Annotated in this window: 12 protein-coding genes; 7 read left to right on the forward strand and 5 right to left on the reverse strand. The window is 68.3% G+C overall.

The window, feature by feature from the left end:
• Positions 1-3 precede the first annotated feature (3 nt).
• The 3 genes from flgK to RSP_RS14920 are packed head-to-tail and all read left to right on the forward strand — an operon-like array spanning position 4 to position 3542.
• Positions 4-1449, forward strand: a complete 1446-nt coding sequence (gene flgK / locus RSP_RS14910; protein ID WP_011338862.1) for a flagellar hook-associated protein FlgK — start codon at positions 4-6, stop codon at positions 1447-1449.
• Positions 1450-2451: a flagellin gene (locus RSP_RS14915; RefSeq protein WP_011338863.1), complete on the forward strand. Its 1002-nt coding sequence runs from the start codon at positions 1450-1452 to the stop codon at positions 2449-2451.
• The gene (locus tag RSP_RS14920; protein ID WP_011338864.1) at positions 2451-3542 is read left to right on the forward strand and encodes a flagellar basal body P-ring protein FlgI; all 1092 of its coding nucleotides are present in this window, start codon (positions 2451-2453) and stop codon (positions 3540-3542) included. Before RSP_RS14915 ends, RSP_RS14920 begins: the two co-directional genes overlap by 1 nt.
• Here the strand turns inward: RSP_RS14920 and RSP_RS14925 are convergent.
• Positions 3518-6367, reverse strand: a complete 2850-nt coding sequence (locus RSP_RS14925) for a hybrid sensor histidine kinase/response regulator (RefSeq protein WP_011338865.1) — start codon at positions 6365-6367, stop codon at positions 3518-3520. The genes RSP_RS14920 and RSP_RS14925 overlap by 25 nt on opposite strands.
• Before the next feature lie 120 nt (positions 6368-6487).
• On the opposite strand from RSP_RS14925, the gene RSP_RS14930 reads away from it, so the two are divergent.
• Positions 6488-7513 (forward strand): helix-turn-helix domain-containing protein, encoded by a 1026-nt coding sequence (locus RSP_RS14930; RefSeq protein WP_023003751.1) that lies wholly within the window; start codon positions 6488-6490, stop codon positions 7511-7513.
• On the opposite strand, the gene fliP is transcribed toward RSP_RS14930, so the two are convergent.
• From fliP to fliF, 4 genes are read right to left on the reverse strand one after another with little or no spacing between them, the layout of a single operon-like run.
• Positions 7504-8220 (reverse strand): flagellar type III secretion system pore protein FliP, encoded by a 717-nt coding sequence (gene fliP, locus RSP_RS14935; protein ID WP_017140004.1) that lies wholly within the window; start codon positions 8218-8220, stop codon positions 7504-7506. The two genes, RSP_RS14930 and fliP, sit on opposite strands and share 10 nt — an antisense overlap.
• Positions 8220-8486, reverse strand: a complete 267-nt coding sequence (locus RSP_RS14940) for a FliM/FliN family flagellar motor switch protein (RefSeq protein WP_009563345.1) — start codon at positions 8484-8486, stop codon at positions 8220-8222. The genes fliP and RSP_RS14940 overlap by 1 nt, the downstream gene beginning before the upstream one ends.
• Positions 8479-9069, reverse strand: coding sequence for a FliH/SctL family protein (locus tag RSP_RS14945; RefSeq protein WP_011338868.1), 591 nt, complete (start codon positions 9067-9069; stop codon positions 8479-8481). Before RSP_RS14945 ends, RSP_RS14940 begins: the two co-directional genes overlap by 8 nt.
• Positions 9069-10697 carry a flagellar basal-body MS-ring/collar protein FliF gene (gene fliF, locus RSP_RS14950; protein ID WP_017140005.1) on the reverse strand — a complete coding sequence of 543 codons (1629 nt, stop codon included), beginning with the start codon at positions 10695-10697 and terminating at the stop codon, positions 9069-9071. Before fliF ends, RSP_RS14945 begins: the two co-directional genes overlap by 1 nt.
• 69 nt (positions 10698-10766) lie before the next feature.
• On the opposite strand from fliF, the gene RSP_RS14955 reads away from it, so the two are divergent.
• The 3 genes from RSP_RS14955 to RSP_RS14965 are packed head-to-tail and all read left to right on the forward strand — an operon-like array spanning position 10767 to position 12205.
• Positions 10767-11255, forward strand: a complete 489-nt coding sequence (locus RSP_RS14955) for a flagellar basal body-associated FliL family protein (protein ID WP_011338870.1) — start codon at positions 10767-10769, stop codon at positions 11253-11255.
• Positions 11256-11264: 9 nt separating this feature from the next.
• Entirely contained in the window at positions 11265-11651 is a 387-nt protein-coding gene (locus tag RSP_RS14960) for a DUF6468 domain-containing protein (protein ID WP_023003752.1), read from the forward strand.
• Positions 11648-12205: a MotE family protein gene (locus RSP_RS14965; RefSeq protein WP_011338872.1), complete on the forward strand. Its 558-nt coding sequence runs from the start codon at positions 11648-11650 to the stop codon at positions 12203-12205. The genes RSP_RS14960 and RSP_RS14965 overlap by 4 nt, the downstream gene beginning before the upstream one ends.
• Positions 12206-12224: the final 19 nt, after the last annotated feature.

The following is a 12224-nucleotide window of genomic DNA, read 5'->3' on the forward strand; positions in this document are numbered from 1 at the left end:
GACATGAGCATCACCGGCGCCCTGTCGAACGCTCTCTCGGGGCTGAACGTCACCTCCCGCAGTATCGAGAACAGCTCGAACAATGTCGCGAATGCGCTGACCGAAGGGTTTGCCCGGCGCGAGCTGGAGGTCACGGCCCGCTCCTACGGAGGCGGCGGGCAGGGTGTCCGCACGGTGGGCATCGACCGGATGGTGAACATGGCGCTGGTCGCCGACCGCCGCCTCGCGGATGCCGCCACCGGCGATCGGGACACCCGCGCCGCCTTCTACCAGGCGCTGGCTGATGCCACCGGCGACACGGGCGGCGGCTCGCTCCTCGCCCGGATCTCGGCCTTTTCCGCCTCGCTGGTCACGGCCGCAAGCAGGCCCGAGTCGCAAGCCCGGTTACAGGATGTCTTGGATAAGGCTCAATCCTTGGCCGCCGGCCTGAGAGCTGCCTCCGACGCCGTGCTGGAGGCCCGGCGCGCGGCCGATGCCTCCATTGCCGATCAGATCAAGACCCTGACGGCCACCTTGGCGCGGGTGCAGCAGATGAATGCGACCATCACCGAGATGCGCGTCAACGGGCGGGACAGTTCCGCCGTCGAGGATGAGCGGCAGAGGCTCGTGGATGGGATCTCGACCATCGTGCCGGTGCGCGAGGTCACTCGCCAGAACGGCCAGATCGCGCTTTTCACCGCCGGCGGGGCAGCTCTCCTTGATGGACGGGTCGCCGACATCGCCTTCGAACCGGAGCCGGGTCTGGTGGCGGCTTCTTCGGTCGCGGCGGGTGACCTCGGTCTCCTCAAAGTGAACGGATTGCCTCTTGATCTGGCCGGGGATGGGGGGATGATGGGCACCGGATCGCTTTCGGCAGCTTTCGCTGTCCGTGACGACCTCGCACCGGCCGAGCAGGCGCGCCTCGACGCGCTGGCGCAGGATCTGATCGGGCGGATGGCCGCCGCCGATGCCTCGCTCGGGGCGGGCGACGCCGGGATCTTCACCGACGACAGCGCGGCCTTCGATCCCGCCGCTCCGGCAGGGCTTGCCGGTCGCCTGTCCGTCAATGCGCTGGCCGATCCCGACCGCGGCGGAGCGCTCTGGCATCTGCGTGACGGCCTGCAGCGCCCGTCCGAAGGCGACAGCGGCGATCCGACGCTTCTCAACGCCCTCGCCGCGGCCCTCGACGCCCGCACCGCTCACGCCGCGAACGGCCTCAGCGGTACTTTCAGCTTCTCGGGGCTTGCCGCGGAGACCGTCTCTGGCGCCGCCGTCGCGCTCGTCTCGGCCGAAGCCGAGGCGAGCTTCGCGTCCGCCCGGCGCGACGAACTGCAGGCGCTGATCCTGGCCGACGGCGTGGATACCGACCGGGAGATGGAGCAACTGCTGCTTCTCGAACGCGCCTATGCCGCCAACGCGAAGGTGGTGACCGCCTGCGATGACCTCCTTCAATATCTGCTGGAGATGTAGATGAGCGCCGTGTCCCTGGGTGATCTCGCCCGCACTTTCCTGCTCCGGCGGCAGAACGCGGCTCTGAAAGCGGATGTCCAGCGACTCTCGACCGAGGTCGTGACGGGGGTGGCCGCGGATGTGCACCAAAAGACAGGCGGCGATCTTTCCGCCCTGCAGGCAATCGACGGAAGCCTGACGGTTCTTGCCGCACGCGCTTCGGCCACCGGAGAAGCCGCTTCGATCGCCTCCGCTCTTCAGACGGGTCTTGCCCGGCTCGACGGTCTTGCGTCGGACATGTCCATGAAGCTCCTGAGTGTCGGGAACAACGCCACTGCGATGACGACGGACCAGTTGGGGGAGGAGGCCGAGGAAGCCTTTCGTACGGCGGTCGCCACGCTCAACACGCGGGTGGGCGACCGGTCGATCTTCGCAGGCACGAGGCCTCAACAAGCGGCGGTGCTCGATGCGGACACCATTCTGACCGCTCTCGACACCGTCATCGCCGGTGCGACTACGGCTGCGGATGTGCAGACGGCCATCGAGGCCTGGTTCGACGATCCGAGTGGCTATTCCGCTCTCGCCTACACCGGTGGAGGCCGCCCGGCATCTGTCACGATTGCGACCGGGGAGACTGTCGCCCTTGAGGTGACGGCCGACAGCAGTGCCATCCGCGACTCCCTCAAAGGGCTTGCGCTGGCCGCCATGCTGAACCGCGGCGCCCTCTCAGGCGCGCCGTCGGAGCGCGTCAGTCTGGGCGAACGGGCAGGCAGCGCCCTTCTCCAAGGGCAGACAGCGCGCGTCGACCTCGGGGCCAGGCTCGGGCGGGCAGAGGCCAGGATACACAGCGCGACGATCTCGAACGCGGCCGAGGTTACGTCCCTCCAGATGGCCCGGAAGGAGCTGCTGGGGACGGATGAATATGAGACGGCCACCCTGCTGAAGGCGACCCAGGCGCAACTGGAGACACTCTACAACTTGACTGTCCGGCTCAGTCAGATGAGTCTCACGGACTACCTTTGATGCTCATTCGTCTTCTCCTCCTGGTGATCTGCCTGGCGGGTCCGGGCGTTGCGGAGGAAATCCGCATCAAGGACCTCGTACGATTCGACGGTGTCCGGGGTAACGACCTTTTGGGCTACGGCCTTGTCGTCGGCCTCAACGGCACGGGCGACGGCTTACGCAACGCGCCCTTCACCGAAGACATCATGTCCAATCTGCTCGAGCGGCTGGGCGTGAACGTGACAGGCGAGCAGTATCGGCCGAAAAACGTGGCGGCAGTGTTCGTTACGGCCACGCTGCCCCCCTTTGCCCGGGCCGGGGCACAGATCGATGTGACCGTTTCGGCGATGGGCGATGCGAAGAGCCTGCTGGGCGGGACGTTGGTGATGACGCCATTGAACGGCGCGGATGGTCAGATATATGCGGTGGCACAAGGAACAATCATTGCGGGCGGAGTCTCGGCCGAGGGGCAGGCCGCGCGCGTGGTTCAGGGGGTGCCCACGGCAGGCACCATTCCTGAAGGCGCCCGAGTGGAACGTGAGGTCGAATTCGAGTTTGCGCGCCTCGACAGGGTTCGTCTGGCGCTGCGATCACCCGACTTCACCACCGCCGGACGTATCGAGGATCGGATCAATCGCGAGCTTGGCCGGGGCGTGGCAACCATGCTCGATGCAGGGACGGTCTCCCTCGACCTCGGAAGGCTGGGCCCGCCGGCCCGGGTCATGGGCCGGATCGAGAATCTCGAGGTCGTACCGGAGACGGTGGCGCGGGTTGTGGTGGACCAGCGATCCGGCACGATCGTGATGGGCGAGGACGTCCGGATCAGCCGGGTCGCGGTGGCGCAAGGCGGCCTGACGCTTCGCGTGGAAGAACAGCCGATGGTGGTTCAGCCCAACCCCTTCAGCCGGGGGGAGACGGTGGTCGTTCCGCGCACGACAGCCTCGATCCAGCAAAGACCCGGGACCGGCCTCGCCGAAATACCGGCAGAGACCTCGCTTTCACGTGTCGTGGCGGGCCTCAACGCGCTGGGCGTGGCGCCCAACGACATGATCGATATCCTCAAGAGCATCCATGCCGCCGGGGCGCTTCATGCAGAATTCATCGTGAGATGAGGGCGCCTGCCGACCAATCGGGCCACCCCGTCCAGCAGGGCCTCATCGCCGAACGGCTTGGCGAGCACGGCGACCCGGGGCCGGAACTCCTCATCCGGCACCCGGCTGTCGCCCGTGGCGAAGAGGATCGGCAGATCGGGGTGGAGCGCGCGGGCCGCCCGGGCCAGGTCCACGCCGCTCATGTCGGGCAGGCCCAGATCGACCAGCAGCAGATCGGCCGCACCGTGCTGCAGTACGCTCAGGGCGGCCTCGCCGGAGCCGGCCTGCGAGACCCGGCACCCCGCCTCCGTCAGACCTTCGACAAGGTTCATCCGGATGATGACATCATCCTCGCAGACGAGGACATGGATATTCTTCAAACCGTCTTCCTCGGGAGGGCCGCTCGCACCGCTGACAAGAACCTCCCGGATCTTCCGGGCCAGAGCTTCCTGCGTATAGGGCTTGCTGAGCAGATGCACGCCGCTGTCGAGCCGTCCGCCGTGAACGATGGAGTTCTGCGTGTAGCCCGAGGTGAAGAGCACCGGCAGTCCCGGGCGCAAGCCGCGCGTCTTCTCCGCGAGCTGACGGCTCGTCAACTTGCCCGGCATGACCACGTCGGTGAAGAGAAGGTCGATCCGTGCACCGCTTTCCACGATCGTGAGCGCGCGGTCCGCGTCCTTGGCCTGCAGAACCGAATAGCCGAGATCCTGCAGCAGGCCCGCCGCGGTGGATCGCACCTGCTCGTCATCCTCCACCAGCAGGATGGTCTCGGTTCCTCCCGTCATGGGGCCGGTGGCGAGGGGTCGCATTGCGTCCTCGGCCTCCAGCGACCGGGGAAGATAGATCTTGATGGAGGTTCCGTTGCCGAGCTCGCTGTAGATCTTGACGTGGCCGCCCGACTGTTTGACGAACCCGTAGACCATGGACATGCCGAGTCCTGTGCCGCGCCCTTCCGCCTTGGTGGTGAAGAACGGCTCGAACACGCGCTCGATCACCTCCGGGGACATGCCGCAGCCCGTATCGGTCACGGCAAGCATCACATACTGGCCCGGCTCGAGGTCGGGATGGCCGCGCGTATAGATGTCGTCCAGGAAGGAGTTCCCGATCTCGATGGTGAGACGCCCGCGCCCCTCCATCGCGTCCCGGGCATTGATTGCGAGATTGAGGATCGCGGTCTCGACGTTGGCGGGGTCGACGCAGGTGTTCCAGAGCCCGCCAGCCACCAGAGTCTCGACCTCGACCCCCTCGCCCACGGCGCTCCGGACGATGTGGTCCGCGTCGCGCAGCAGACGTCCCAGGTTGATGACCCGAGGCGCAAGGGGCTGCCTGCGTCCGAAGGCCAGCAGCTGTGACGCGAGCGTCGCCCCGCGCTCGACCGCGCGAAGAGCCTGGTCGAGACGCGGGCGCGCGGCGTGATCCTCGTCAAGAGCGCGAAGAGAGAGCTGGATACTGCCCGTGATCGTCTGCAGGAGATTGTTGAAATCATGCGCGATTCCGCCCGCCAGATTTCCGATCGCCTCCATCTTCTGGCTCTGGCGCAACGTATCGCTCATTTCTTCGAGCTCACGGTTGCGCTGCTGCACCCGCTCCTCCAGCGCAGCATTCAGACCCGCGATGGCTTCCTCGGCAACCTTGCGATCCTCGATATCCGTGTTGGTCCCGATCCAGCGCAGGATCCGGCCCTGATCGTCGCGGATCGGCAGGGCGCGCGACAGATGCCAGCGATCGGCGCGGTCGTGGCGCCGGATCCGCAGCTCGCGCTCGAAGGCGGTTCCCTGGGCCAGCGATTGCACCCAGGCCGCTTCCGCCTGCGGCCTGTCTTCCGGCCGGACGATCGCCATGGGCGGCAGGCCGATCAGGTCGGCTTCGGTGCGTCCGCAATAGTCGAGGAGCCGGTCGTTCAGCCAGTCGAGCCGCCCTTCGGGCGTGGCCGTCCAGACGTGGTTGGGCATGGTCTGGGCCATGGTCCGGAACCGCTCGCGCGTCTCGATCACCTCGGCCTCGGCAATCTTCTGGCGCGTCACGTCATGTCCCTCGACGAAGACGCCGCGCACCTGTCCGTCGGGTCCCCTCAGCGGGCACATGATGAAATCGACGAAACTGCGCTCGATCTCGGGGCCGCGCCGGAGCAGCACGGGCGCCGCCAGCCGGGTGAATGCGAGCCCCGTCAGGAAGACCTCGTCGAGGAGTTCGAAGAAGCCCTGGCCGTCGAGTTCGGGCAGCGCCTCGCGGACCGTGCGGTTCAGCAGGTCTCGGCGGCCGACGAGCTGGTGGTAGGCCTGGTTCACGATGCGGAAGATATGGTCGCGCCCGTCGAGCACGGCCATGAAGCTCGGCGCCTGGTCGATCGCGCTGCGAAAGAAGTCGACCGCGCTGCCGAGTTCGAGATTCTGACGCGTGACCGCTTCGGCCCGCTGGAGCATCCTGGCCTGATCGTTCGGTTGGGAAGAGGTCCGATCCTCACGATACAGCGCCGTGATGTCGTTGGTGTTCTGAAGGATGAACTCGACGTGGCCCTCGGCATCCTTGATGGGCGTATTGGTCGCGCTCCAGAACCGCTCCTCCATCCGGCCGTCCTGATTGCGGATCGGATAGGGAATCAGCGGCAAATGGTCCGGTCGGCCCTGCTCGACCGCGCGGCGCAAGGAGGCGCGCAGCATCTGGTCCGGGATGGACTCGGCCTCTGCGGGGAAGACGTCGAACATGCGGCGCCCGACAACCTCGTCGCGCGCCAGACCCGTGGCGCGCAGGTAGGCGGCATTGGCCCAGATCATCGTGAGATCCCGGTCAAGAAGGACGTAGGGCGATGGGTCTTCGGCAAATATCTTGTCGAGGGCGACGAGCATCGTTCGGCTCCTTCAGAATTGGCCGCAGGATGACGGGGTTGCGCGGCAGCGGCAAGGGCAGACATGCGGCAACAGGACGCACTCTCCCCTCGGCGCGGGAGGCCGTGCTATGGTCGGCGAATGAAGCGCCCTCTTCTCGATCCGGAAGAAACGCAGCCCTCGCTGTACGATCCGACGCCCGTCGATGAGGACCTGTGGTTTGCGGGGCCCGACCTCGAGGACGATGTCTTCGCGTCTTCATTGCCGCGGGCCGAGCGAACGGATCTCCTGCGCGTGGTGGAGTGGCGGCGGGCCGAGGCGGCGCTCGCCGCCGATCTCGCGCGGGCCGCGCAGCGGCTCGGCGCCTTCGAAGAACGGTTGCGGCGCACGCCGGCCGGTGTGCGCGAGCGTCTCGCGGTGCTCGAGGCGTCCGAACTCAGCTGGTGGGCCGGCGACCGCGTGACGCCCGACCGGCTGTCGCTCTGGATGTCGCTCCGCCTGAGCGGGGCTCAGGAGGACAGTCTTGCCCTGACACGGGCCGGCTGGGCTGCGCGGCGGCTCGTCAGCGGGCCGGGCCCGGAGGCGGGACTCGCCTCCTTCCTCGGCCGGGGCGAGACGACCGAGCGTATGATGGACTGGGCCGAGATCGAGGAGGCATCGGCCGGAATGCATCCGATCAGCCGGGCGGCGATGGGCTTCCATGGCTGGTCGCAGATCGCTGGCGGGCCCGGCAGCGCCCGGATCGAGGCCGCCGTCGTTGCGGCCCGGGCGGCCGGGACCAGTGGGCAATCGGCGGCCTTCCTGCCGCTCGCCTCGGGTGGCAGCACCGCGCTTCGGCCCGGCGGCTCGCCCGAAGAGCGCCTCCGGCGCTGGTATGCCGGGGCGGAGCGGGCCACGCTTGCGCTTCTGCGGGACCTCGACCGGCTGGAGGACTGGCGCGGGCGGGCGCTGGGCGACATTGCCAGCCTGTCCGGCCGCACGGCACCGCGGCTCATCCAGGCGCTCTGCCGCTGGCCGCTCCTGTCGGTACCGGTCGCCGAAGCGGAGACCGGCGCGTCGCGCGCGGCGGTCCAGCGCAATCTGGAGAGGCTGGCCGATCTCGGCCTGATCCGGGAGGTCACCGGGCAGGAGCGGTTCCGGCTCTGGACCGCGGCCGTTCAGAAGTAGCTGCGGACGAGCGCGCCCGAGATCAGGCTCCAGCCGTCGGCCACGACGAAGAAGGCCAGTTTGAAGGGCATCGAGACGACGGCCGGCGGGACCATCATCATGCCCATCGACATGAGGACGGCCGAGACGACGAGATCGATGATGAGGAAGGGCAGGTAGATCAGAAAGCCGATCTCGAAGGCGCGCTGGATCTCGGACAGTAGAAAGGACGGCACCAGCACGGAGAAGGACACCTCGGACGGCGGGGCCGCAGGGCCCGGCCGGAGGGCCTGCAGGGCGGCGAGGGTGTCCGGGTCGATCCGGCCGGTCATGAAGCCCCGGAAGGGAACGGCGGCGGCGGCGAGGGCCTGGGGCAGGTCCAGCTCGTTCCGTGTGAGCGGCCCGATCCCTCGCGTCCAGGCTTCGGTGAAGACGGGATCCATCACATACCAGGTCAGGAACAGCGCGAGGCTCACGATCAGCATGTTGGGCGGCGCCTGCTGCAGGCCGATGGCCTGGCGCAGGATCGACAGCACCGTCACGATGAAGGGAAAGCAGGTGATCATCATCGCCAGCGCCGGCACGAGGCTCAGGAGCGTGATGACGGCGATGAGTTGCACACTGCGCGCGGTGAGCGAGCCGCCGTCGCCGAGGTCGAGCGAGAGGCTCTGCGCCGTGGCCGGGCCGACGCCGCCGAACACGAGAAGCAGGACCAGCAGGAGGCGCATCACAATCCGCCGCGCAGGTTCGCGACCTCGGTGAGGCGGACGGCCAGCTGGCCCGCCTGCTCGCCCTCGAGCTCCGTCAGTTCGCCACGCCCGATCAACTTGTCGCCTACATAGAGCTCCACCGGATCGTCCACCCGTCGGTCGAGCGGCAGCACGGCGTCTCGCTGCAGGCGGAGCAGCTCGCGAACGGGAGGGCGGGCGCGGCCGACCGAAATGGTGATCTCGATCGGGACCTGGGTAAGGGGATTCTGGTCGGCCTCATCCATGCCGGACCTCCTGTTGCGTGAGATCGAAATAGCTGCGCACGGCGGCCGCGATGTCTGTCACCGCTCGGTCGAGGTCGACCTGCGTCTCGGTGACGCCCAGGCGGATCGTTGCCTGCCCCTCGTCGAGGCTCGGTTCGTCGTGGATCACGAGGGGAAGGGCCACGGCACCGTCGAGCAGCCGCTCGAGGCAGGCGCGGGCGGACGGGTGGACGAGAAGCGCGACGGGTGCCTCGCTCATTCCATCGGCCAGGGGCATCAGCGTCTCGAGCACCAGGGGCGCCAGCATCTGCCGTGCCATGTCGGGCAGGATGCGGCCGACGAGCGCCTCCATCAGCGGCTCGATTCCGCGCAGGACATGCATGCGCGCCTCGCGGAAGGTGAAGCCCAGAGCCTGCAGGTTCCGGGCGAGATCGGCCTGCATCCGGGCCTCCTCCTCGGAGCGGGCCTTCACCGCATCTTCCCATCCGGCGCGGTAGCCCTCTTCGTAAGAGGCCTGCCGGCCCTCCTCCACGGCCACAGCGTCGGTCACGACGATGGCGGGCTCCGGTGCCGTGACCTCGAAGACCTCGAGCCGGAGCGCCATCACGGCGCCTCCCGCTGCGGTTCCATCCAGCCGCGCAGGATCTCGACAGACTCGGCCTGGCGCTCCTCGATCAGACGGCGGAGCCGCGCGACCGGATCCGCCTCCTCGTCGAGGTCGAGAGGCGCGGAGGACACCATCGGGAAGTCCGGCAGATCGCCGCTATCGTCGATCTCGCCCGTCAGCGCCGGTTCGCCGCCCTCGTAACCCGGGAGCGCCAGAGGCTGCGGGGCAGCCGGCGGGCGCGGCGGCGCCGTCAGGACCGGGCGGACGACGAAGAGACCGAGGATCAGGGCCACCAGAGCGAGCACGCCGATCTGGATCAGGCTCATCAGGTCGAAGGCGCCGAGGCGGCTGAGGAAGCCGGTCTCGGCCAGGGTTCCCGCTTCGGGCGGCGTCTCGAAGGCCAGCGAGCGCAAGGTCAGCCTGTCGCCACGCGATTCATCGAGCCCCACCGCTGAGCCGACCAGTTCGCGCAGGACGGCAAGCTCCTCCTCGGGGCGCGGTTCCCAGCCCACGGTGCCATCGTCCGCAACCGTCTTGATCCCATCGACCAGAACGGCAACCGTGAGCCGCCGGATGGCACCCGGCTGGCGCATGAGTTCGCGCTGGGTCTGGGAGACCTCGAAATTGACCATCTCGCGAGTTTCGCTGGTGCTCGACTTGCCGCCCGTGCCTCCCTTCGCGTCGCCTTCCGGCAGGTTCGACGCCACCGTCACGTCGGGCGAGGGTTCGGTCGAGTTGCTGGATTTCTCCTGGGTTTCCGACGAGATCGGCACGCGGCCCTTGGGGTCGAAGCTCTTCTCCACGATCGACTCGCGCGCGGTCTCGACATCGACGCTGACTTCGACCACAGCCCGGCCCGGCCCGACCCGCGCCTCGAGCAGCCGCTCGACGTTGCTCCGGAGTTCGGCGGCGCGGCTCTCGCCCGCGGCGGTGGCGCCGTCCTTCTCGTCCCCGGACCGGATCAGGCCCATCACGCTGTCGATCACCGACACGTCTTCGGGCTGCAGCCCGGCCACGGCCGAGGCCACCAGATGTTTGAAGGCCCGCGCCTGATCCGCGGTCACCGCGCCGCCCGATGTGGTCACCGTGACGCTCGCCGTCGGCCGCTGCTCCCGCCGGAACGGCTGGGCCGCCGGCTGCGCGATATGCACCCGTGCCGCCTTGACCTGCGGGCTGGCGAGGATCGTCCGGGCAAGTTCGCCCTCCTTCGCGCGCAGATAGGCCGCGTCGAACATCTGCGACGTGGTGCCGAAGCCCGAGAGTCCGTCGAGGAGTTCGTAACCCGCGGCGCCCGTGGCGGGCAGCCCCTCGCCCGCGAGTTTCATGCGGATCTCGTCCCGGCGGGCCGCCTCGACATAGACCGAATCGCCCCTCACCTCGTAGGCCGCGCCCTGCGCCTCGAGCGCGGTCACGACTTCGCCCGCCGCCGGTCCCTGCAGACCGGCATAGAGCAGCGCCATCGGCGGCCGGCCGGCGAGCTGCGACAGACCGAGCACGGCCAGGAACATGGCAACCGTCGCGCCCACGACGACGGCCCTGCGGCGTCCGTCGAGATCGTTCCAGATTGAGATGAGGTTCTGCACTTCGGTCTCCGACACGGGCTTCTGCCTTGCCCGACCATCCATGACGGATGTGGCTTAACAATCGGTTAGGGGGATCCGGCCTATAGATCGACGGACGGAAAGGAGTCGGCCATGGCGGATGCTGGCGCGGATCAGATTGAAACGACAAAGAAGCGGTCGCTGCTGCCGCTGATCCTCGGCGTCGTGCTGGCCCTGGTTCTGGGGGGCGGCGGGTTCTACGCCACCTGGTCGGGCCTGATTCTGGGCGCGTCCGGCGGGCACGAGGCCGAGACCGCACATGAGGCGCCGGCGGCCCTTCCCGACATCGCCTTCGTGCCGATCGACCCGATCGTGATCAGCCTTGGCCGCGGGTCGGACCTCTCTCACCTCAGATTCGCGGCACAGCTCGAGGTGGCGAAGGCGAATGCGGCCGAGGTCACGATGCTGATGCCGCGGATCGTCGATGTCATCAACGGCTACCTGCGGGCGGTGGCCGTCTCGCGGCTGGAGGATCCGACCGCGCTCGTCGAGCTGCGGGCGCAGATGCTGCGCCGCATCCAGATCGTCACCGGTGAGGGCCGCGTCCGCGACCTGCTCGTGACGGAATTCGTCCTGAACTAGGAGGTGGCAGTGGATTTCATCGCGAATATCCTGATGGCTGGCGGCACCTTCGGAGCGGCGCTCTACTGCTACGTCCTCGGCCAGAGGCTGAAGCGCTTCTCCACGCTCGAGGGCGGGATGGGCGGCGCCATAGCGGTCCTCTCCGCGCAGGTCGACGAGATGACCCGCGCGCTGGAAAAGGCGCGGGCCGCGGCGACCCACTCGGCAAGCTCGCTCGATGGGTTGACCGAACGGGCCGAGTCGGTCGCGGCCCGGCTTGAACTGATGCTCGCCTCGATGCACGACATCCCGGCCAGAGCGCCGGATCCGCGGCCGGATCCCGAGGTCGAGGCCGAGCGCCGCAGGCGGTTCGTCCGCCGCCGCAGCCTGCGCGAAAGCTCGGAGACCGACGCATGAGCCACAGATCGCGCACCCGCGGCGCCCTTGCGCTTCTGGCGCTCCTGCTCGCGGCATCGGGGGCGATGAGGGTCGGATCCGGGGTCGGGGCAGCGATGGCACGGGCGTCCAACGACCCCGTGTCAGGGGCTCCGCTCGACTGTCCCGAACCGCCGCTTGCCTTGGCCGAGGCCCTCCGCGACCGCGAGGCGGCGGTCCGTGCGCAGGAAGAACGGATGCAGAAGCGTCAGGCCGCGCTGGACGAGGCCGAGAAATCCGTGCGCGCCCAGATGGCGGAGCTGGCAGAGGCCGAAGCGGAGCTGAACAAGACGATCGCCCTCGCGGACGGGGCCGCCGAGAACGATGTCTCGCGCCTGACATCTGTCTATGAGTCGATGAAGCCCAAGGAGGCCGCCCGGCTCTTCGAGGCGATGGCTCCCGAATTCGCCGCAGGTTTCATCGGCAGCATGCAGCCTGAAGCGGCGGCGGCCGTCATGTCGGGCATGTCGGCCGAGGCCGCCTACAGCGTGAGCGTCCTTCTTGCCGGCCGGAATGCGCTGGCCCCCTCCGAGTGAAGTTATCTTAACCCCGCCT

The organism is Cereibacter sphaeroides 2.4.1 (assembly GCF_000012905.2).
GTDB classification, from domain to species: Bacteria; Pseudomonadota; Alphaproteobacteria; order Rhodobacterales; family Rhodobacteraceae; genus Cereibacter_A; species Cereibacter_A sphaeroides.

Bases quoted from the DNA above. Each gene is read 5' to 3' on its own strand.
- RSP_RS14915 (WP_011338863.1), top strand. From the start codon at position 1,450: ATGAGCGCCGTGTCCCTGGGTGATCTCGCCCGCACTTTCCTGCTCCGG.
- RSP_RS14930 (WP_023003751.1), top strand. From the start codon at position 6,488: ATGAAGCGCCCTCTTCTCGATCCGGAAGAAACGCAGCCCTCGCTGTAC.
- flgK (WP_011338862.1), top strand. From the start codon at position 4: ATGAGCATCACCGGCGCCCTGTCGAACGCTCTCTCGGGGCTGAACGTC.
- RSP_RS14955 (WP_011338870.1), top strand. From the start codon at position 10,767: ATGGCGGATGCTGGCGCGGATCAGATTGAAACGACAAAGAAGCGGTCG.
- RSP_RS14940 (WP_009563345.1), bottom strand. From the start codon at position 8,486: ATGGATGAGGCCGACCAGAATCCCCTTACCCAGGTCCCGATCGAGATC.
- RSP_RS14945 (WP_011338868.1), bottom strand. From the start codon at position 9,069: ATGGCGCTCCGGCTCGAGGTCTTCGAGGTCACGGCACCGGAGCCCGCC.
- RSP_RS14920 (WP_011338864.1), top strand. From the start codon at position 2,451: ATGCTCATTCGTCTTCTCCTCCTGGTGATCTGCCTGGCGGGTCCGGGC.
- fliP (WP_017140004.1), bottom strand. From the start codon at position 8,220: ATGCGCCTCCTGCTGGTCCTGCTTCTCGTGTTCGGCGGCGTCGGCCCG.
- RSP_RS14925 (WP_011338865.1), bottom strand. From the start codon at position 6,367: ATGCTCGTCGCCCTCGACAAGATATTTGCCGAAGACCCATCGCCCTAC.
- RSP_RS14965 (WP_011338872.1), top strand. From the start codon at position 11,648: ATGAGCCACAGATCGCGCACCCGCGGCGCCCTTGCGCTTCTGGCGCTC.
- fliF (WP_017140005.1), bottom strand. From the start codon at position 10,697: ATGGATGGTCGGGCAAGGCAGAAGCCCGTGTCGGAGACCGAAGTGCAG.